Raw genomic sequence first — 18,802 nt, forward strand, 5'->3', positions numbered from 1 at the left:
TCACGTTCAGTGCCGCACGTAGGTGCTCGCCCAGGCGATCGCGGCGAAGAGCGCGGCGAGGGCGGCGAACACGAGCGTCGAGGTGACGAGCCCGGTGTAGGTGGTCAGCACGCCGAGGCTCACGCTGGGCACCGTCGCCGACAGGTACGCCACGATGTAGATCATCGACGCGGTCGCGGCCCGGTTCCGCGGATCGGCCAGGCCCGTGAGCAGCCGGAACCCGCCCATGAACATCAGGCCCCAGCCGACGCCGACGACCGCGGACCCGGCGAAGAACGCGACCGCGCTCCCGGACAGCACCGCCCCGGCCACCGCGGCCAGTCCGATGATCAGCGCCGGGGCGGCCACCCGCACCGCGCGCTGCCCGAGCCACCCGGACGCGGTGAGCTGCGCGACCGCCCCGACCCCGGTCACGGCGACGACGGCCAACCCGCCGATCAGGTAGGGCGAGCCGACGACCAGGCTCTTGGCCACCGACGGCCCCAGCGACATGAACATCCCGCCGATGGTCCAGGCGGACAGCATCGTCGTCGCCAGCAGCGCGAACGCCTTGCCGCGCCCGGCGGGCACGCCCGGCCGCTGCGGTCGCAACGCGCGGCGCAGCGCGATCGGACCGGTCCGCACCGGCTCCGGCATCAGCCACACCAGCGGCAGCGCGACCAGGAAAGCGAGGACGAGCAGCAGGTAGGCCAGTTCCGTGGGCGCGGGCGCGAACTGCACCAGCGCCCCGGCGATCCCGGAGCCGATCGCCATGCCGAGGCCCGCGGCGACCCCGTTGATGGTGGCGCCGCGGCTGGTGCCGGCCGGCTGGAAGTCCAGTAGCGATCCGCTCATCGCGCCGGTCGCGGCCCCGGTGGCGACGCCCTGCAGGAACCGGCCGAGGAACAACCATCCCACGTCCGGCGCGAAGGCCAGCACGAGCAGCGACACGATCTCCAGCGCCAGCGAGCCGAGCAGCACGGGACGCCTGCCGACCCGGTCGGACAGGGCGCCGAACAGCACCAGCGCGATCAGGATGCCGATCATGTAGGCGCCGAACACCTCGGTCAGCACCGTCGCCGAGAAGTGCCAGCGCTGCTGGTAGATCGCGTACATCGGCGAGGGCGCGGTGGAGGCCATCAGGAACAGTGCCAGCAGCGCGCCGACGAACCAGAACGCGCGTTGCGGGGTGAGCAGCGCCCGCGGGGCGCGGGCGGGGCGGTCGACGGCGAGCTCGGGCGCGGTCATGCCCCTCCTCGGAGCGCGGGCGGGTGGTTCCGCTCGGGGCCAACCGTCGAGCGGAACGGAACATTCCGCTCCGGCGTACGCTGTGTCCATGACCACAGCCCAGCGAGCGACCGGTTACGCCGACCGGGTCATCGCGGCCGCCCGCGAGGTGTTCACCGAGCAGGGCTTCGGCGCGCCGATCTCGGAGGTCGCGCAGCGCGCCGGCGTGGGCGTGGCCAGCATCTACCGCCGCTGGCCGAGCAAGACCGAACTGGCCGAGCAGGTGCGGATCAGCTGCCTGCGCCGGATCGTCGCGGAGGCCCGCTCGGCCGCCGCCGAGGAATCCGATCCGTGGCGGGCCTTCACCCGGTTCCTGTTCCGCTGCCTGGCCGAGGGCAGCGGCGTCGGCACGGTCCTCCCGCCGGACGAACCCGGCCGGTCGCACTCCGCGGAGTACGCCGAGATCCGCCGGGAGATGACCGAGTCCGTCGAGGCGCTGGTCCGCGCCGCGCACGAGGCCGGTGAGCTGCGCGCCGACTTCGCCGCAGCCGACGTGGTGCTGCTGTTCAAGCACCTCAACCCCGCGCTGCCGATCGCGGAGCCGAGGCGAGCGGACCTGCGCGCCCGCTACCTGGCGCTGGTCGTCGAAGGCCTGCGCGCCGGGGACCGCGCCGAGCTGCCCGGCGCGGCGCCGGACTGGGCCGAGGTGCACGCGATGCGCAGGCCCGGCACCGCCTGATCCCGCGGCCCGGCGAGAACGGTCGGACATCCGGACGCCGCTCCCGCGCGCCGGCGCTGCACCGGGACGCGTCGAGGCCCGGTCCGCCGGGCGCGTGCACCGGCCGGTGACGCCGGCGGATTTCTGTCTGACGTTCACCCGATCGGCCGCTACAGAGACCGGATCAGCCGGTCGATAAGAGAAGGAGACAAGGACGGGAACGGTTCGCCGCTCCCGTCCTTCTTCGTTCCCGGCCCTCGTCGCCGCACCCCGTTCGCGCCGGCTCGCGAACCTCTCCGCCGTCCTCCTCGTTCACCCCGGCCGCTGCGCGGAACGGGTTCGCGGAACGGGCCGGTGCGGCTCGCTCGAATCCGGAGCGGCACCGTCCCCGAGCATCCGTGCTGCGCACCTCGCACGGATGGCGCAATTCGCGGCGGGAGACCCCGGCGATCTTCGCGGGAGATGACGACGGGACTACCCTGCGCGGTGTGGGTATCCCTGCCTGGGTCTGGTTCCTCGTCGCCGTCCTCGCGATCGCCGCGGGCGTCGCGCTGCTGATCGCCGACCGCACACGACGCGCCCCGAACAACCGGGAGCGACGTCGCTGGGCGGCGCTGCGCGGCTGGCAGTTCGCCGAGATCGATCAAGTGCTGCCGACGCGCTGGGAACGCGGCGCGCTCGCGCAGCACAGCGGCAGCACCGCCACCGACGTCGTCGCGGGCTCCACGTTCACCGCCGACGGCCGCCGCCAGGTCTACGTCCTCGACCTCACCGTGAACAACAAGGTCGCCACCGTGCTCGCCGGCGTGCGCTGCCGCCGCAGCGTCAGCACCATCCTCGAACTCTGGCAGCCGGACGTGCCGGTGCCGCAGGACTCCGGGCTGGACCTGCTCGGTCCGGTCGGTTCGCGGTACGCCTTCGTCACCGAGGTCGCCGCCGCCCGTCCGCTGGTCACGCCGTCGCTCGTGGAGGCGGCCGAAGAGGTCGGGCCCGACGTGACCGTGGTGTGGCTGGAGCAGGACTGGGTGCTGGCCGCCATCGAACCCGACGGCGCGGACCCGGCCCGCCTGGAGCGCCTGCTGCGCTCGTTGGGCGAGCTCGCCGACATCATCGACCCGTTCGAAACCGACCCGAACGAGTCCTTGGACGAGCCGGAGCCCGCCGCGGACGCCGAACCCACCCGGCAGCTCAAGGGAGCGACCGGCGCGACCTCCCCGGCGGACACCAACGAGACGATCCGCGTCGAGCGGGCCGAGCACTCCGAGAACCAGTCCTGACGGGAGCCGGTCGGCGAGGCGATACGGTGCGAACCATGCCTACCGCACTCGTCACCGGCCCCACCGCCGGAATCGGCAACGCCTTCGCCCGCAGGCTCGCGGCCGAGGGGCATGACCTGGTGCTCGTCGCCCGCGACGCCACGAGGTTGGAGGCGCTGGCCGAGGCGCTGCGCGCCCGCCACGGCGTCACCGTCGAGGTGCTCGTGGCGGATCTCGCCGACGAAGCGCAGCTCGCCGAGGTGGAGCGGCGCCTGGCCGACGAGCGGCGGCCGGTGGACCTGCTGGTCAACAACGCTGGTTTCGGCACTTCCGGGGCGTTCTGGGACACCGAGCGGGCCACCCTGGGCAAGCAGCTCGACCTGAACGTGGCCGCCGTGCTGCGGCTGACGCACGCGGTGGTGCCGGGGATGCGGGCGCGCGGCGGCGGTGACGTGGTCAACGTGTCCAGCGTCGCCGGTTTCTTCTCGGTGGCCGGTTCGACCTACGCCGCCACGAAGTCCTGGGTGACGACGTTCTCCGAGGGCCTGTCCGCGGCGCTGACCGGCAGCGGGGTGCGCGTCATGGCGTTGTGCCCCGGCTTCACCCGCACCGAGTTCCACGAGCGCGCCGGGCTGTCCATGGGCCGCCTCCCGAAGGCGTTCTGGCTGCGAGCCGACGACGTCGTGCACGAGGGCCTCTCCGACCTGCGCCGAGGCCGCTCCGTCTCGATCCCCAGCCCCCAGTACAAGGCCCTGGTCACCGTGGGCCGCCTCATCCCCCACCGCCTCCAACGAGCAGTGGTGACCCGAGCAGTCCCCGGCCGAACCTGACCCGAACCAGCACGGCCCCCGCCTCGCGGCCGAAGGCCGTGCCTTGCGGCGTAGCCGTGCCTGTATGTGCGAAGCACATAGCCCACGTCGAAAAGGTGACGACCCGCGGGTTCTCAGCGTTCTTCTCGCGAGGACAGCTTTTTCCCTCGTGGCGGAGCCACTCGGGAAAAAGATCCCGCAGCGAGAAGAACGCTGAGGTTCCGCCACCCGACCACCCCGCCAGAACGAGCCCCACCCCCCAGTAGGATCCAAAACCGTGATTGACCAGCTTCGACGTGTTGAGCTTGCCCGGCTAGTGACGGAACTCGCCGTGGTGCACGGCAAGGTGACGTTGTCCTCCGGCAAGGAGGCGGACTACTACGTCGACCTGCGCCGGGCGACGTTGCACCACGCGGCGGCGCCGCTCATCGGCGGCCTGCTGCGGGAGCTCACCGCGGACTGGGAGCACAACGCCGTCGGCGGCCTCACCTTGGGCGCGGACCCGGTCGCGACCGCGATGATGCACGCGCCCGGCCGCCCGCTGGATTGCTTCGTGGTGCGCAAGAACGCGAAGTCCCACGGCATGCAGCGCCGCATCGAGGGCCCGGGGGTCGCGGGCCGCAAGGTGCTCGCCGTGGAGGACACCTCCACCACCGGTGGCAGCGTGCTCACGGCGGTGGAGGCGTTGCGCGAGGAGAACGCCGAGGTCGTCGGCGTGGTGACGGTGGTGGACCGGGGAACCGGTGCGAAGGAGGCCATCGAGGCCGCCGGGTTGAGCTACCGTTCGCTGCTGAACCTGGCCGATCTCGGCTTGAGCTGACCCCGTTGGAGAACGGTCGTACCTCGTGGAAGCAATCGTCCCGCTCGCGTTCGTCCTGATCGTCCTGATCCTGGTGGGCGGTGTGCTGCTCGCCGTGCTGGGGCGCAAGCGCTCCGTCGGGAACTTCCAGCGGCTGCTGCGGTCCGGGCAGGGCTGGCGGCAGGTTCCGGGCGACGAGCTGTGGCGGCAGGTGCGGGTGCTGCGGGAGTTCGCGAGTTCCCGCGGCCTGCACGACTACTTCCACTTGGCGGGGCAGCACCGCGGCCAGGCGTTCGAGGCGGTGCAGTACCGGCGTCCGCCGGGGCTCGGGCAGCGGGTGTTCACCTTCGGGTTCGCCGTGGTGCTGCCGCGCCCGGTTCCGGGCCCGGAGCTCCGGGTGGCGCGTTCGGGCGCGTTCGGCGCGCTCGGCCAGGACTTGCGGGTCGCTTCGGGTGACCCGGAGTTCGACCGCGCGTACCTGCTGACCTCGCCGGACGCGGAGTTCGCGCGCCGCGCGGTACCGCCGGGCCTGGCGCGCGCCCTGCTCACCGATGACCGCATGAAGGACGTGGTGCTGGAGTTCGCGCCGGGGCACGTCGTCGCGTTCCGCAGCGGTTCGGCGAAGCCGGAGACGGTGTTGCCGGTGCTGGACCTGCTGGTCGACGTGCACGGCGGCGTGCCGTGGGGGGAGCTGTCCGGGCGATGAACCAGGAGACGGACGTCCCCGGCCCCACCGAGTGGGGGACGGGCGTCGGCGTGGGGCCGTGGCAGGGGCCGTGGCCGGACGACGAGCGTTACGACCCGGAGCTGCTGGCCGAGGGCGACCGGCGCAACGTCGTGGACCACTACCGGTACTGGCACCGGGACGCGGTGGTCGCCGACCTCGACACCCGGCGCCACGACTTCCACGTGGCCATCGAGAACTTCCAGCACGACCACAACATCGGCACGGTGGTGCGCACCGCGAACGCGTTCGCGGCCCGCGCCGTGCACATCGTGGGCCGGCGCCGCTGGAACCGGCGCGGCGCGATGGTCACCGACCGGTACCAGCACGTGCACCACCACCCGGACCTGGTCTCGTTGCGCGAGTTCGCCGCCGAGCAGGGGCTGGCGATCGTCGCGGTGGACAACACGCCGGGCGCGACGCCCATCGAGCGCACCGCGCTGCCGGAGCGCTGCGTGCTGCTGTTCGGCCAGGAGGGGCCGGGGCTGCACTCGGATTCGCGGGACACCGCGGACGCGGTGGTGTCCATCGCGCAGTTCGGGTCGACCCGTTCGATCAACGCGGGCGTGGCGGCGGGCATCGCCATGCACGCCTGGATCGCGCAGCACGCGGACCCGTCCCGCGCCTGGTGAGGGCGTGAAAAAGCCCGGCCGGCGCGGGTCGTCCGCGTCCGGCCGGGCTCGGGTGCCAGTGGTTCAGGCGGCGTCCTTCGCCTTGGTCCGGCGTCCGCGCACGTACTCGACGATGATCGGGAGGATCGAGATGAAGACGATCAGGATCGCCATCGCCTCGAGGTTCTCCTTGATGATCGGGATGTTGCCGAGGAAGTAGCCCAGCACCGTCATGCCCGCGGCCCAGGCCACGGCGCCGATGGCGGAGTAGCTGAAGAACTTCCGCTGGTCCATCTGCCCGATGCCTGCGACGGCGGTGATGAACGTGCGCACGATCGGCACGAACCGGGCGAGGATGATCGCGCGGGCGCCGTAGCGCTCGAAGAACTCGTGGGTCTTGTCGACGTGTTCGGCCTTGAACAGCTTCGAGTCGGGCTTGTTGAACAGGGCGGGCCCGACCTTCCGGCCGATCCAGTACCCGGTCACGTTGCCGACGAACGCGCACACGGACAGCAGCAGGCAGGTCAGCCAGATCGGCGTGGAGATCGCACCGGTCGCCACGAACAGGCCCGTCACGAACAGCAGCGAGTCACCGGGCAGGAAGAACCCGATGAGCAGGCCGCACTCCGCGAAGATGATCAGGCAGACACCGATCAGCGCGAACGGGCCGAGCGAGCTGACGATGTTCTCCGGATCCAGCCAGGACGGCAGCAGGGCGAGCGTGGACGTTCCAGCGGCGTTGAGCATCGCGGGGAGTTCGGTCGTCACGCTCGCCAACGGTACCGGTGCCCGTTGAGCGCGAACCGCCAGCCCGACCCCGACCGCTCGGAGCGTGGCAAGTCGCCGCGCCGGACGGGTTCTGGTGACGTCGGACTCGTCGGGCGGCGCGGCCGCGGATCACACGACGGTGAGCAGTCCGCTGATGCCACCGGCGGCGACGCCGAGCAGCACGGCGAACAGCAGCACCGCGCCCACCGGGAGCCGGCGCCGTTCGGGCGGTCCGACCGGCGGCGGTGGCGGCGGCGGTGCGGGAACGGCGTTCCCGGGCTGCCCGCCGACCGCCTGCGCGCGCAGCGCGGCCGACAGCAGATTCTCCGGGGTGTCCCGCGAACTCTCCATGCCCGCCAGCGTAGGACGTCCTGACCGGAGGGCTCGTGCAGCGGGGCGGGTGGCGCGCGTCTTCGCCGCGGCGTCAGCGACCGGTCGAGTCCCAGACGCCCGATTTCATGACGCGCCGCAGGTCCAGGTCGTCGTCGAGCAGCACGAGGTCCGCGGCCAGGCCCGGTCGCAGCGAGCCGACCCGGTCGGCGGCGCCGAGCAGCTCGGCGGGCCGGGTCGAGGCGGCGTGCACGGCCGCCGTCACCGGCAGCCCGCCGCCGTGCACGAGGTTGCGGAACGCGGCGTCCATGGTGAGCGTGCTGCCCGCGAGCGAGCCGTCGGCCAGCCGCGGTTCCCCGTCGACCACGGTCACCGGGAGCTTGCCCAGCTCGTAGGTCCCGTCCCCGGCGCCGGTGGCGCTGATCGCGTCGGTGATCAGCACGGTCCGGCCCGCGCCCGCGTGCCGCGCGGCGAAGCCCACCACGGCCGGGTGCAGGTGCACCAGGTCGCAGATCAGCTCCACCGTGATGCGCTCGTCGTCGAGCAGGGTGCCGACCGGTCCGGGTTCGCGGTGGTGCAGGGGGCGCATCCCGTTGAACAGGTGGGTGGCGACCGTCGCCCCGGCGTCGACGGCGGGCAGCACCTGCTCGCGGACGGCGTCGGTGTGCCCGATCGCGGCGATCACGCCCTGCTCGGCGAGGGTGCGCACGGCGGGGATCGCGCCGTCGAGCTCCGGTGCCAGCGTCACCATCCGGATCGAGCCCTTGCCCGCCTTGAGCAGGGTGCGCACGGCCTGCTCGTCGGGTTCCCGCAGCAGCGCCGGGTCGTGCGCGCCGCAGCGCGCCGCGGACAGGAAGGGGCCTTCCAGGTGGATGCCGTCGAGCAGGCCGTCGACGACCAGTTCGTGCAGCGCGCCGACCTGCTTGGCCAGGTCGGCGAGCGGCGCGGTGACGAGGCTGGCGAGCGTGGTGGTGGTGCCGTGCGAGCGGTGCGCGGCCAGCGCGGCGCGGGTCTGCTCGGCTTCGAGCCCGGTGAACGAGCCGCCGCCTCCGCCGTGACAGTGGATGTCGACGAAACCGGGCACCAGCCAGCCGTCGCCGAGGTCGGTGGCCCCGGCGGGCGCGGGCCCGGTGCCGAGCTCGTCGATGACGGGGCCGGACAGCCGGATCCAGCCGTTCTCCAGCACGCCGTCCGGGGTGACGATGCGGCTCGCGGTGAGGGTGCGGGCCCCGGTGTCGTGCGCGTTCACTGGCTGTCCCCACTTTCGTTGTCGCCCGCGCCGCGGTGTCGCCGAGGCCGCGGGCGAGGCCGCGTCGGGCGGCGGTGGCTGCGGTGGTCGGCGCTGCCATCTTCCGGCACCGACCCGTTAATGGTCTACACCAGCATGGTGTGGTCTTCGCCGGCGTGCCGTCGACTCGTGGGGTGCCGTGCGCTGCCCTGCGGCAGGAGGGTGAAAACCCGACGTGGATCGGGTGATCTTGGCGTGGCCCGAACGGCCGCCGGGGGCGCGCCCGCGCCGAGGAGACCGTCTCGCGCCGAGGGTGCGGCGCCGTCCCCGGTCGTCGCGGTCCGCAGCGCGCTCACCTGATCAGCGGACCCGCGTCGGGATGATCACTGGCGGGTGGTCGTCGTTGACCCCGCCAGGCGGCCGCGCGAGGCCCGGCTGCGCGCTCAGTGCGAGCGCATGACCTTCTGCAGGGCTTCCAGGCCGCGGCTCGCGGTGGACTTCACGGTTCCCTTCGAGACGCCGGTGGCCTCGGAGATCTCCGCTTCGGTGAGGTTGCCGTAGTAACGCAGCACCAGCACCTCGCGCTGCCGCGGCGGGAGCTCGCCGAGCGCCGCCACCACCGCCTGGTGCTCCGCGGTGAGCATCGCCAGCGACTCCGCGGAACGCGCGTCGGCCTGGTGCGGCGGCTGGTACTCGCGGGCCGTCTTGCGGCGCCGCAGCACCGAGCGGCTGCCGTTGACCACGGCGGTGCGCAGGTAGCCGATGGCGGCCTTCGCGTCGCGCAGGCCGGACCAGTTGCGGTAGAGGCCGGTGAACGCCTCCTGCACCACGTCCTCGGCGGTCGCCGGTTCGTCGACCAGCAGGATCGCCAGCCGGACCATGCGCATCCGCTGCTGGCGGTACAGGTCTTCGAGGGTGAGCGGTTGGTCGGTGGCGGTGGACGCGGTGTCGATCGCACGGAGGTGGCCCAGTGTCTGCTCGACGCTGCGTTCGACCCCCGATGAGGAATCCCCGAACATGATCTGAAAGTACCGGCTTCGCCCGGCGGCTGTCCCTCGGCCGGGTAGCGTCCGGAACAGGCTCGTGATCAGGGAGGTCCGAAATGGCGAAGTTCGTGGTCGAAATGGTCTACGGCGACGACGAGGAGCGCCGGTTGGCCGTGCGGCCCGACCACCGCGTCTACGCCAAGTCGCTGGCGCAGCAGGGGATCCTGCTGGCCGGGGGTCCGTACGAGGACGGCTTGGGCGCGCAGCTCGTGTACGAAGCGGCGGACGCGGCGGCGGTGCAGCGGCTGCTCGACGAAGATCCGTACCTCCAGGAGGGCGTGATCGCCTCGACCACCGTCCGTGAGTGGAACGCGATCACCGGCTCCTGGGTTTCATGATCCACTAGCCTGTTCAGGCGACCCCGCACCCCCGAAGGTGTGAGGATTGCGACAGCGGTGCAGATCCGCACCGATCCAGTGGTTTTCCCTATGACGCGAACGGGTAGCGCTGACCTCCACAGGCCCGCGCGGACCTCGCGCGCCCTCGTAGGATTCGGCGCGGCTCCCCGCTGCCAAGAACGACTCCATCCCGAGGAGGACGACCGATGCCCATCGCTACCCCCGAGGTCTACGCGGAGATGCTGGACCAGGCGAAGTCAAGCGAGTTCGCCTATCCGGCCATCAACGTGACCTCGTCGGAGACGCTCAACGCGGCGCTGCGTGGCTTCGCCGAGGCCGAGAGCGACGGCATCATCCAGGTCTCGACCGGTGGCGCCGAGTTCGCCTCCGGTACGAAGGTCAAGGACATGGTCACCGGGGCCACCGCGCTCGCGGAGTACGCGCACGTCGTGGCCGCCAAGTACCCGGTGAACATCGCGCTGCACACCGACCACTGCCCCAAGGACAAGCTGGACGGCTACGTCCGGCCGCTGATCCAGATCAGCCAGGAGCGGGTCGACCGCGGCGAGAACCCGCTGTTCCAGTCGCACATGTGGGACGGCTCGGCCATCGAGCTGCACGAGAACCTGCAGATCGCCTCCGAGCTGCTCGACACCGCGGCCAAGGCGAAGATCATCCTGGAGCTGGAGGTCGGCGTCGTCGGCGGCGAGGAGGACGGCGTCGCCAACGACATCAACGACAAGCTCTACACCGCCGCGGGCGACTACGAGCACACCGTGGACGCGCTCGGCGCCGGCGAGAAGGGCCGCTACCTGCTGGCCGCGACCTTCGGCAACGTGCACGGCGTGTACAAGCCCGGCAACGTCAAGCTGCGCCCCGAGATCCTCAAGCAGGGCCAGGAGGTCGCCTCCCAGAAGCTGGGCCTGCCCGCCGGGTCCAAGCCGTTCGACCTGGTCTTCCACGGTGGTTCCGGCTCGCTGCTGGAGGAGATCCACGAGGCGGTCTCCTACGGCGTGGTGAAGATGAACATCGACACCGACACCCAGTACGCCTTCACCCGGCCCATCGCCGAGCACATGTTCAAGAACTACGACGGCGTGCTCAAGGTCGACGGCGAGGTCGGCAACAAGAAGGTCTACGACCCGCGCAGCTACCTGAAGGCGGCGGAGCAGGCCATGGCCGCCCGCGTCGCCCACGGTTGCGAGACGCTGAAGTCCGCGGGCCGCATGCTGGCCGGCTGACACCGCACCGCACTTCGAACGCCACCCCGGACCGAGCACCGGGGTGGCGTTCGCGCGTCGGATGACAGGATGGCGCCATGACGAACCTGCTGGAGCCACCGGAAACGCTGCTGCCGGAGAACACCACGGCGCAGGCCGCGCTCGACGCCGGAACCGACCCGGCGAAGGTCGCCGCGGAGTTCCCCGCGTTCAGCGCCGCTTGGGCGCAGCTCGGCGAGGTCGCGCTGGAGCGCGAGGAGTACATCGCCGCCTACGCCTACGCGCGCACCGGCTACCACCGCGGCCTGGACGCGCTGCGCAAGTCCGGCTGGAAGGGCTTCGGCCCGGTGCCGTGGCGGCACCGCCCCAACCAGGGCGTGCTGCGCGCCGTCGCCGTGCTGGCCAAGGCCGCGGGCGCGATCGGCGAGACCGAGGAGTTCGACCGCTGCCGCCAGCTCCTGCTCGACAGCGACCCCGCCTCGGTGGAGGCCACCGGAGTCGCGTGACGCTCCGGGAGGGCCCGGTCCGCCGGGCCCTCCCGCTGCCCGTTGGTGCAAGCGTGTTGCCCCGCGTTCGGTCCCCGTTGCCCTGCCACCACCAGGCCGTCTCAGCGACGCTGCAGGGAGGCGGGTGAGCAGGAGGCGGGATGCGGATCGTCGAGTCACGAGCCGACGCCGCACAGCGGGCCGGACGGTCCGTCGACGACCGGACATCGACGGACGTGTCACCGCGGATCGCGCGAGTGCTGGCGCTCCAGCGCACGGTGGGCAACGCCGTGGTGTCGCGGACGCTGGCCGACGACGTGGAATTGACCGACCTGGCGGGCCCGAGCCGGCCGACGGGCGCGGCGCAGCCGAACTCGGTGGAGGTCGCCTACCCATCGGCCCGGCAGCCGGTCGAACCGCCGGTCCGGCAGCAAGCTCCCCGACCGGCCACGTGGTTCCAGCTGTACTGCTGCGGAGTGCGGAGAAGCCCCCCGACGGCGGCAGCGCCCTCGGGTGGGCAGGACGGCGCTGACCGCGACTGGCGAGATTTCCTGGCCGAAGTCAAACCCGAGCTGAAGCGCATCGACAAGGACCCGAAGATCAAAATCGATGAGGCCACCCAGACCGTGCTGGTGGCCTACGACCCTCAGCTGCTGTCGGACATCTACCCGGTGCTGGAGTTCGTGCTCAAGCGGCAAGCTAAGAAGTTGTCGGACGTTTTCGGCGAGACGCTGGAGAGCCACGGGCGGAAATCCACTACTACCTCCGGTTACTGGGAAGACCACGATGAACGGCGACGGCAGCTCGGCGCGCGGGCCGCTTCCGCAGCTCGTCGGCACGCCGACGATCCGGCTCCGGCCAATCCGATCAGCGGGATGAACAACGCGTCGCCCCTCGTCGCGCTGCACGCCTTGCTGGGCGACTCGTCAGGTGGATTCATCATCGGGGAGAAGCACTCCGAGTACGCAGCCTGGAAGATGCTCGTCGATCATTTGGACGGGCTCAGGGACTCCGGTGTGCGGGTGATCTACCTGGAATCCATCCGTGCCGGTGAAATCCAGGAATGGGTGGACGAGTACCTGCGGAGCTCGGCCCAGAAGATGCCGTCCCAGCTCGAAGCGTTCGTCCTCAAGTACAAGTCGCGCTGGAACCACGACGGATTGCGGAATCTCCTGGATGCCGTCAAGCGAATGGGCGGAATGCGCATCCACGCGATCGACTCGACGACCGCGGCGCGCAAGGGCGCGGGCGACAAGTCCCTGCACGAGCGGGCGGCTCTGATGAACGCCTTCGCGACCGAACGGGTCCGGGAGGACCAGACGAGAGATCCGGGCCGGTACGTCGCGCTGGTCGGGGAAGCACACGCTGTGCAGCACGATTTCACCGGTGACCGAGGTGATCTGCCCGCGATCGTCCCCGGCCTCACCCGGTACCTCGGCGTCCCGGCGGTGCGGATCAGCGGACCGCACGACGCGCAGACGGTCGAGGCCTTGGAGTAGCGCGCGGACGCCGGGGTGACCTGGGTGATCGCCTGGGCGATCGGCGTGGCGCAGAATGGGCGCGTGCAGCGGGTGCGGCAGGAGTTGAGTCGGCGGTTGCGGCGGTTGTTCCGGTCGGGCGTGCCGATCGTGCAGTGCGCCGTGGCGGCGGGTTTGGCGTGGGCCGTGGCGAAGCACCTGGTGGGGCATCCGGCGCCGTTCTTCGCGCCGATCGCCGCGGTGGTGTCGCTGGGCGTGTCGCTGGGGCAGCGGATGCGGCGGTCCCTGGAGCTGGTCGTGGGCGTCAGCATCGGCATCGGCGTCGGCGACGTGCTGATCTCGATGATCGGCACCGGGCCGTGGCAGATCGCGCTGGTCGTCGCGCTCGCCATGAGCACGGCGGTGCTCGCCGACAGCGGCGCGATCATCGTGCTGCAGGCGGCGTCCTCGTCGGTGCTGGTGGCCACGCTGCTGCCGCCCGCGACGGTCGGCGGCTGGACGCGGATGATCGACGCGGCCGTGGGCGGCCTGGTCGGTTTCGCGGTGGCCGCGCTGCTGCCCGCGAATCCGCTGGCCGTGGCGCACCGCAACGGCCGGTTGGTGCTGGGCGCGCTCACCGAGGGCCTGCGCGGGGTGGCGTGGGCGGTGTCGCGGCGCGACGTCGACGTCGCCTCCGACACGCTGGCGGCGGCGCGCAAGAGCCAGAAGCTCGTCGACGAGTTCCGGACCGCGCTGGAGGCGGGCGGCGAGATCGCGAAGTTCGCCCCGATCCGCTGGCGGCGACGCGGCGACCTGGAGCGCTACGAGTCGGCGGCCACGCCGATCGACCGGGCGCTGCGCAACACGCGCGTGCTGGCGCGGCGCGCGATGGCCGCGCTGCGCGACGACGAGCCGGTGCCGCGTCCGCTGCCGGGGCTGCTGGAGGAGCTGGCCGGTTCGGTGGTGCTGCTGCGAGACGAGCTGGCCAGCGGCACCGAGCCGCTGCAGGCGCGGGAGGCGGCCCGTTCGGTGGCCCGCCGCTCCTCGGTGGAACTGCTCGGCGAAGGCGACTTCTCGATGCAGGTCGTGGTCCTCCAGGTCCGCTCCATCGCAGTGGATCTGCTCCAAGCGAGCGGCCTCACCCGAACCGAAGCCATCGCCACCCTCCCCCCACTACACCCCCGCCGCGAAGGCGACCACAGCTGACGACCCGAGCCGGTCGCTCGTCAGAGGTGTCCGGGTGGCGGAACCTCAGTGGCTTCCTCGCTGCGGGATCTTTTTCCCGAGTGGCTCCGCCACGAGGGAAAAGCCGTCCTCGCGAGGAAGCCGCTGAGAACCCGCGGGTGGTCGGCTTTGTGACGTGGGCTATTCGCTGCGCGAATACAGGCACGGCCTTCGGCCGCAAGGCAGGCGTGGCTTCGCCCGTCTCACTGCACGGCTTCGCCGCGAGGTGGCTGCGCCCTTCGCGGGCGTTGCTCGCTGATGAGGCAGCGCAGCGAGCAACGCCCGTTCACGCCCGAAAGGACCCTCACGCCATCGTGTGGCGGACGATCGTCTGGTCGCGTCCGGGGCCGACGCCGATCGCGGAGATGCGGGCACCGGCCAGTTCTTCCAGGCGCAGCACGTAGTTCTGCGCGTTGGTCGGCAGGTCTTCGAAGCTGCGCGCGCCGCTGAGGTCTTCGAACCAGCCGGGCATCTCTTCGTACACGGGCACGGCGTGGTGCACGCCGGTCTGCGTCATCGGCATCTCGGTGACGCGCTGCCCGTCGACGTCGTAGGCGACGCACACGGGGATGGTCTCCAGCCCGGAGAGCACGTCGAGCTTCGTCAGGAAGTAGTCGGTGATGCCGTTGACGCGCGTCGCGTAGCGCGCGATCACCGCGTCGAACCAGCCGGTGCGCCGCGAGCGCCCGGTGGTGACGCCGAACTCGCCGCCCTGCTTGCGGAGGTTCTCGCCGGCGTCGTCGGTGAGCTCCGTCGGGAACGGGCCCGCACCGACGCGGGTGGTGTACGACTTCAGGATGCCGATCACGGCGTTGATCCGGGTGGGCCCGATGCCGGAGCCCGCGCACGCGCCGCCGGAGGTCGGGTTCGACGAGGTCACGAACGGGTAGGTGCCGTGGTCGACGTCGAGCAGCGTGCCCTGCGAGCCTTCCAGCAGCACCGTCTCGCCGCGCTCCAGCGCCTCGTTGACCAGCAGCTTCGTGTCGGCGATGCGCCCGGCGAAGCGCTCGGACTGCTCCAGCACGGTGTCGACGACCTCGTCGGCGTCGAGCGCGCGGCGGTTGTAGACCTTGACCAGCAGCTGGTTCTTGAACTCCAGCGCGGCTTCGACCTTCTGCCGCAGGATCTTCTCGTCGAGCAGGTCCTGGACGCGGACGCCGACGCGGGCGACCTTGTCCTGGTAGGCGGGGCCGATGCCGCGGCCGGTGGTGCCGATCTGCTTCTTGCCCAGGTAGCGCTCGGTGACGCGGTCGATGGCCACGTGGTACGGCATGATCATGTGCGCGTCCGCGGACAGCAGCAGCCGCGAGGTGTCCACCCCGCGCTCCTCCAGGCCGGCGAGCTCGTCGAGCAGCACGCCCGGGTCGACGACGACGCCGTTGCCGATCACGTTCGTCACGCCGGGCGTGAGGATCCCGGACGGGATGAGGTGCAGCGCGAAGTCCTGCCCGTCGGGCAGCACCACGGTGTGACCCGCGTTGTTGCCGCCCTGGTAGCGCACGACCCACTGCGCCTGCTCACCGAGCAGGTCGGTCGCCTTGCCCTTGCCCTCGTCGCCCCACTGGGCTCCGATCAGCACGATCGCCGGCATGTGAAACTCCAACCTGGACTGTGGGTCCGCGCGAGCGACTTCCCGCTTCGACGCGACACTGATGCCGGTCGATCAGGGTAAACCAGGAGCGAAACGTGAGTACCACTGCACTGTGCTGCACAAACAACGATGACACCACGCGTGCGTGCGGTGACGCAGCGTGGCACTTCGTCTCTCCCGCTCCCGGGAAGGCCGAGGTCGATGCGCTCTTGCCCGACGGCCCCGGGCGAGTCGTGGTCGAGGGTACCGATGCCGATCTCGCCGCGGTGGTGCTGCGGTTGCTGCGCAAGAACCGCATCGCCGACTTGGCGGTGGGTTACGTCCCGGTGGCGGAGTCGCCCGCGACGCGGCTGTGGGGGCTGCCGGTGGGGGCCGAGGCGCGGCGGCTCGCGTTCGAGGGCGCCGCTCGGCCCGCCGCGCTGGTGCGGGACGACTCGGGTGGCTTGCTGATCGCCTCCGGGCGCGTCGAACCGATCACCGGGCAGGTGTACTGCGACGACCACCGGGTGCTGCAGGGGGCGGCGCGGAGCTTGGAGATCAGCCCCGATCCGGACGCGGCGCCGCTGCCGGAGCCCACCGCCGATCCGATGTCGGCGAACCTCGATCCGGCCGCCGACGGCCTGCGCGTGACGACGGTGCGCCGCGGCCTGCTGCGCGCTCGCCGCGAGGTGACCAGGGGGCGCGCCGTGCAGGCCGGTTTCCGGGAGGCGACGGTGCTGCGCGACGGGGTGGCGCATCCCAGGCCGGTGGGCACATGGGCCTGGTACCGCCACACCGAGGACCTGCTGCTCGTGCGGCCGTGACGACGTCGCGAAAGCGGCGAAAAGCCCTGCGCACACACAGATTCACCAGATAAGGGGGCCGGGACGTGGCGCTTTCACGACAGGTCACCGCCTAGTCACTTCGGGGCATTGTCATGGCCACTTCGCTCGATGAGGGTCAGGATCGACATCGGCGAGATCAGCCACAGCGGAGGACCCCATGACGCCGAAACGTTCGCTTCGCGCAGCCCTGACCGCTCTGCCCCTGGCCGGCGCACTGTCGCTCGGCCTGGCCCTGCCCGCCGGTGCCGAACCGCCCGGCATCCCCGACGGCGCCACCGCGCAGACCCAGCTGGACGAGCTGACGGTCGCGCCCGAGGGCTCCTCCGACGGCTACGACCGCGACAAGTTCCCGCACTGGAGCGAAGGGTCCGACGGGTGCAGCACCCGCGAGGCCGTGCTCAAGCGCGACGGGGAGAACGTCGAGGTCGGCTCGGACTGCTACCCGACGTCGGGCACCTGGAACAGCCCGTACGACGGCGGTTCCTGGACGCAGCCGTCCGATGTGGACATCGATCACGTGGTGCCGCTGGCCGCCGCCTGGCGTTCCGGCGCGTCGGAGTGGACGAACGAGCAGCGCGAGGCGTTCGCCAACGACCTCGAAGGTCCGCAGCTCATCGCGGTCACCGACAACGTGAACCAGGAGAAGAGCGACCAGACCCCGGACCAGTGGATGCCGCCGGAAGCGGGCTACCACTGCACCTACGCCTCGATGTGGGTCGGCTCGAAGCACAAGTACGAGCTCACGGTCACCGAAGCGGAGAAGACGGCCCTCAAGGACGCGCTCGGCACCTGCTGAGCCGCGATCCCGGAGAACGCCTCACGCGCCCACGCCGGGCGGGTGGGGCGTTTTTTCCTTCGCCACCCGGGTTTTCGCGCCGGGTATCACCTGGTGGGATGAGGTTTCCCAGGCGTTGACGGAGAGTTCGGGCGGGTGCGAATCTCCAGGCATGGCCGTGCGCACCGTGCTGACCGGGCGCCTGCACGTCGATCTCCGGCGGCAGGCCAGCGCGGTCTGTCGTCTTCGCTGACGCACCTCATCGCTCTCCCTCCGATCGTCCCGCGTCGACGGGCCGGTCGAGGGCCGCCTGCTCAGCGAAAGCGACACGACCTTGCACCGTCGGGATTTCCTCGCCGCCCTCGCCCTGTCCACCACGGCCGCCGGGCTGCTCGGCGCCTGCGGCCGGAGCCCGGACGCGGCCTCCGCGCCCGTGCCGCCGCCGGTCGGGGACGCCGAGCTGCGCCGGGTGCGGCTGCGCGTCGGCGACCAGAAGGGCAACTCGCAGTCCCTGCTGCGCTCCGCCGGGCTGGACCGGGCGCCTTACGCGATCGAGTGGTCCACGTTCACCTCCGGCCCGCCGCTGCTGGAGGCCGCCTCGGCCGGGGCCATCGACATCGGCGGCGTCGGCAACACGCCCCCGCTGTTCGCGGCGGCGGCCAAGCGCAACGTGAAGGTGGTGTCCGCGTCGAAGGGCAACGTGACCAGCGACGCGCTGATCGTGCCGAAGGGCTCCCCGCTGCGGCGGGTGGAGGACCTGCGGGGCAAGAAGATCGCCCTGGCGCGCGGCAGCTCCGCGCACGGCCAGGTCCTGCTGAACCTGCGCCAGGCCGGGCTCACCCCGGACGACGTGGAGCTGGTGATCCTGCAGCCCGCGGACGCGCTGGGCGCGTTCAACGGCGGCGAGGTGGACGCCTGGGCGATCTGGGACCCGTACTTCGCGCAGGTGCAGCTGGAGACGGGCGCCGAGGTGCTCGTCGACGGCACCGGGATCTCCAACGGGCTCGACTTCCAGGTCGCCAGCGACGCGGCCCTGTCCGACGCGGCGAAGAACACCGCGCTCGCCGACTACGTGGTGCGGGTGGCGCAGGCGCAGATCTTCTCCGACGCGCACCGGCCCGAGCGGGCGAAGGCGTGGGCCGAGGACACCGGCCTGCCCCTCGAAGTGACGCGCCGAGCCACCGACGCCGGGCCGAACCTGCCGATCCCGCTGGACGATTCGGTGATCCGCTCCTCGCAGGAGTTGGCGGACGCGTTCGTGCAGGCGAAGGAGATCCCGCGCGCGTTCGACTTCGCCGAGTACGTCGACACCCGGTTCGAGCAGCGGCTCGCCGCCGTCCGCTGACCTCCCGCCCTTGATCTCGCCGGTCCAGGTGAGCGGCCCGAGCAGGTC

General features: G+C 71.6%; 21 protein-coding genes. 15 read left to right on the forward strand and 6 right to left on the reverse strand.

Annotated elements, in window-relative coordinates; genetic code table 11:
* Positions 1 to 6 precede the first annotated feature (6 nt).
* Positions 7 to 1,227 carry an MFS transporter gene (locus BJ969_RS28925; RefSeq protein WP_184484273.1) on the reverse strand — a complete coding sequence of 407 codons (1,221 nt, stop codon included), beginning with the start codon at positions 1,225 to 1,227 and terminating at the stop codon, positions 7 to 9.
* Positions 1,228 to 1,315: 88 nt separating this feature from the next.
* On the opposite strand from BJ969_RS28925, the gene BJ969_RS28930 reads away from it, so the two are divergent.
* From BJ969_RS28930 to BJ969_RS28955, 6 genes are all read left to right on the forward strand, one after another.
* Positions 1,316 to 1,945: a TetR/AcrR family transcriptional regulator gene (locus BJ969_RS28930; protein ID WP_184484275.1), complete on the forward strand. Its 630-nt coding sequence runs from the start codon at positions 1,316 to 1,318 to the stop codon at positions 1,943 to 1,945.
* A gap of 467 nt (positions 1,946 to 2,412) precedes the next feature.
* The gene (locus BJ969_RS28935) at positions 2,413 to 3,201 is read left to right on the forward strand and encodes a type III secretion system chaperone family protein (protein WP_343071653.1); all 789 of its coding nucleotides are present in this window, start codon (positions 2,413 to 2,415) and stop codon (positions 3,199 to 3,201) included.
* A gap of 35 nt (positions 3,202 to 3,236) precedes the next feature.
* A complete protein-coding gene (locus tag BJ969_RS28940; RefSeq protein WP_184484277.1) occupies positions 3,237 to 4,010 on the forward strand; it encodes an SDR family NAD(P)-dependent oxidoreductase in 774 nt (257 codons plus the stop codon).
* 256 nt (positions 4,011 to 4,266) lie between these two features.
* Positions 4,267 to 4,809, forward strand: a complete 543-nt coding sequence (gene pyrE / locus BJ969_RS28945; protein ID WP_425503592.1) for an orotate phosphoribosyltransferase — start codon at positions 4,267 to 4,269, stop codon at positions 4,807 to 4,809.
* A 25-nt stretch (positions 4,810 to 4,834) separates the two neighbouring features.
* Positions 4,835 to 5,494: a hypothetical protein gene (locus BJ969_RS28950; RefSeq protein ID WP_184484279.1), complete on the forward strand. Its 660-nt coding sequence runs from the start codon at positions 4,835 to 4,837 to the stop codon at positions 5,492 to 5,494.
* Entirely contained in the window at positions 5,491 to 6,144 is a 654-nt protein-coding gene (locus BJ969_RS28955) for a TrmH family RNA methyltransferase (protein WP_184484281.1), read from the forward strand. The genes BJ969_RS28950 and BJ969_RS28955 overlap by 4 nt, the downstream gene beginning before the upstream one ends.
* A gap of 63 nt (positions 6,145 to 6,207) precedes the next feature.
* On the opposite strand, the gene BJ969_RS28960 is transcribed toward BJ969_RS28955, so the two are convergent.
* The 4 genes from BJ969_RS28960 to BJ969_RS28975 form a co-directional block, all read right to left on the reverse strand.
* Complete coding sequence (locus tag BJ969_RS28960; RefSeq protein ID WP_184486057.1) at positions 6,208 to 6,870, reverse strand: VTT domain-containing protein; 663 nt, start codon at positions 6,868 to 6,870, stop codon at positions 6,208 to 6,210.
* A 150-nt stretch (positions 6,871 to 7,020) separates the two neighbouring features.
* A complete protein-coding gene (locus BJ969_RS28965; RefSeq protein WP_184484283.1) occupies positions 7,021 to 7,242 on the reverse strand; it encodes a hypothetical protein in 222 nt (73 codons plus the stop codon).
* A 73-nt stretch (positions 7,243 to 7,315) separates the two neighbouring features.
* Positions 7,316 to 8,470 (reverse strand): N-acetylglucosamine-6-phosphate deacetylase, encoded by a 1,155-nt coding sequence (gene nagA / locus BJ969_RS28970; protein WP_184484285.1) that lies wholly within the window; start codon positions 8,468 to 8,470, stop codon positions 7,316 to 7,318.
* A 422-nt stretch (positions 8,471 to 8,892) separates the two neighbouring features.
* Positions 8,893 to 9,468 (reverse strand): SigE family RNA polymerase sigma factor, encoded by a 576-nt coding sequence (locus tag BJ969_RS28975; protein WP_184484287.1) that lies wholly within the window; start codon positions 9,466 to 9,468, stop codon positions 8,893 to 8,895.
* 83 nt (positions 9,469 to 9,551) lie between these two features.
* Here BJ969_RS28975 and BJ969_RS28980 point away from each other — a divergent pair, with 83 nt between their 5' ends.
* The 5 genes from BJ969_RS28980 (at position 9,552) to BJ969_RS29000 (ending at position 14,201) form a co-directional block, all read left to right on the forward strand.
* The gene (locus BJ969_RS28980; RefSeq protein WP_184484289.1) at positions 9,552 to 9,833 is read left to right on the forward strand and encodes a YciI family protein; all 282 of its coding nucleotides are present in this window, start codon (positions 9,552 to 9,554) and stop codon (positions 9,831 to 9,833) included.
* Positions 9,834 to 10,039: 206 nt separating this feature from the next.
* A complete protein-coding gene (fbaA, locus tag BJ969_RS28985; RefSeq protein ID WP_184484291.1) occupies positions 10,040 to 11,074 on the forward strand; it encodes a class II fructose-bisphosphate aldolase in 1,035 nt (344 codons plus the stop codon).
* Positions 11,075 to 11,151: 77 nt separating this feature from the next.
* Entirely contained in the window at positions 11,152 to 11,559 is a 408-nt protein-coding gene (locus BJ969_RS28990) for a DUF3151 domain-containing protein (RefSeq protein ID WP_184484293.1), read from the forward strand.
* A 140-nt stretch (positions 11,560 to 11,699) separates the two neighbouring features.
* Entirely contained in the window at positions 11,700 to 13,037 is a 1,338-nt protein-coding gene (locus tag BJ969_RS28995) for a hypothetical protein (protein ID WP_184484295.1), read from the forward strand.
* Positions 13,038 to 13,052: 15 nt separating this feature from the next.
* Positions 13,053 to 14,201: an FUSC family protein gene (locus BJ969_RS29000; protein ID WP_343071654.1), complete on the forward strand. Its 1,149-nt coding sequence runs from the start codon at positions 13,053 to 13,055 to the stop codon at positions 14,199 to 14,201.
* Between the two features lie 322 nt (positions 14,202 to 14,523).
* Here the strand turns inward: BJ969_RS29000 and BJ969_RS29005 are convergent, their stop codons facing one another.
* Positions 14,524 to 15,810, reverse strand: coding sequence for an adenylosuccinate synthase (locus tag BJ969_RS29005; RefSeq protein WP_184484297.1), 1,287 nt, complete (start codon positions 15,808 to 15,810; stop codon positions 14,524 to 14,526).
* Positions 15,811 to 16,043: 233 nt separating this feature from the next.
* On the opposite strand from BJ969_RS29005, the gene BJ969_RS29010 reads away from it, so the two are divergent.
* The 4 genes from BJ969_RS29010 (at position 16,044) to BJ969_RS29020 (ending at position 18,754) form a co-directional block, all read left to right on the forward strand.
* The gene (locus BJ969_RS29010; RefSeq protein ID WP_221315972.1) at positions 16,044 to 16,613 is read left to right on the forward strand and encodes a hypothetical protein; all 570 of its coding nucleotides are present in this window, start codon (positions 16,044 to 16,046) and stop codon (positions 16,611 to 16,613) included.
* Positions 16,614 to 16,791: 178 nt separating this feature from the next.
* Positions 16,792 to 17,430, forward strand: coding sequence for an HNH endonuclease family protein (locus BJ969_RS29015; RefSeq protein ID WP_184484301.1), 639 nt, complete (start codon positions 16,792 to 16,794; stop codon positions 17,428 to 17,430).
* Positions 17,431 to 17,581: 151 nt separating this feature from the next.
* A complete protein-coding gene (locus tag BJ969_RS31075) occupies positions 17,582 to 17,662 on the forward strand; it encodes a putative leader peptide (RefSeq protein WP_425503622.1) in 81 nt (26 codons plus the stop codon).
* Positions 17,663 to 17,743: 81 nt separating this feature from the next.
* Positions 17,744 to 18,754, forward strand: coding sequence for an ABC transporter substrate-binding protein (locus BJ969_RS29020; RefSeq protein WP_246457125.1), 1,011 nt, complete (start codon positions 17,744 to 17,746; stop codon positions 18,752 to 18,754).
* Positions 18,755 to 18,802 lie beyond the last annotated feature (48 nt).

The organism is Saccharopolyspora gloriosae, assembly GCF_014203325.1.
Taxonomy (GTDB): domain Bacteria; phylum Actinomycetota; class Actinomycetes; order Mycobacteriales; family Pseudonocardiaceae; genus Saccharopolyspora_C; species Saccharopolyspora_C gloriosae.

Bases quoted from the DNA above. Each gene is read 5' to 3' on its own strand.
- BJ969_RS28930 (WP_184484275.1), top strand. From the start codon at position 1,316: ATGACCACAGCCCAGCGAGCGACCGGTTACGCCGACCGGGTCATCGCG.
- BJ969_RS28965 (WP_184484283.1), bottom strand. From the start codon at position 7,242: ATGGAGAGTTCGCGGGACACCCCGGAGAATCTGCTGTCGGCCGCGCTG.
- BJ969_RS28960 (WP_184486057.1), bottom strand. From the start codon at position 6,870: ATGCTCAACGCCGCTGGAACGTCCACGCTCGCCCTGCTGCCGTCCTGG.
- BJ969_RS28955 (WP_184484281.1), top strand. From the start codon at position 5,491: ATGAACCAGGAGACGGACGTCCCCGGCCCCACCGAGTGGGGGACGGGC.
- BJ969_RS29015 (WP_184484301.1), top strand. From the start codon at position 16,792: ATGACGCCGAAACGTTCGCTTCGCGCAGCCCTGACCGCTCTGCCCCTG.
- BJ969_RS28940 (WP_184484277.1), top strand. From the start codon at position 3,237: ATGCCTACCGCACTCGTCACCGGCCCCACCGCCGGAATCGGCAACGCC.
- BJ969_RS28980 (WP_184484289.1), top strand. From the start codon at position 9,552: ATGGCGAAGTTCGTGGTCGAAATGGTCTACGGCGACGACGAGGAGCGC.
- BJ969_RS28975 (WP_184484287.1), bottom strand. From the start codon at position 9,468: ATGTTCGGGGATTCCTCATCGGGGGTCGAACGCAGCGTCGAGCAGACA.
- BJ969_RS28925 (WP_184484273.1), bottom strand. From the start codon at position 1,227: ATGACCGCGCCCGAGCTCGCCGTCGACCGCCCCGCCCGCGCCCCGCGG.
- fbaA (WP_184484291.1), top strand. From the start codon at position 10,040: ATGCCCATCGCTACCCCCGAGGTCTACGCGGAGATGCTGGACCAGGCG.
- BJ969_RS31075 (WP_425503622.1), top strand. From the start codon at position 17,582: ATGGCCGTGCGCACCGTGCTGACCGGGCGCCTGCACGTCGATCTCCGG.
- BJ969_RS29005 (WP_184484297.1), bottom strand. From the start codon at position 15,810: ATGCCGGCGATCGTGCTGATCGGAGCCCAGTGGGGCGACGAGGGCAAG.
- BJ969_RS28995 (WP_184484295.1), top strand. From the start codon at position 11,700: ATGCGGATCGTCGAGTCACGAGCCGACGCCGCACAGCGGGCCGGACGG.
- BJ969_RS28990 (WP_184484293.1), top strand. From the start codon at position 11,152: ATGACGAACCTGCTGGAGCCACCGGAAACGCTGCTGCCGGAGAACACC.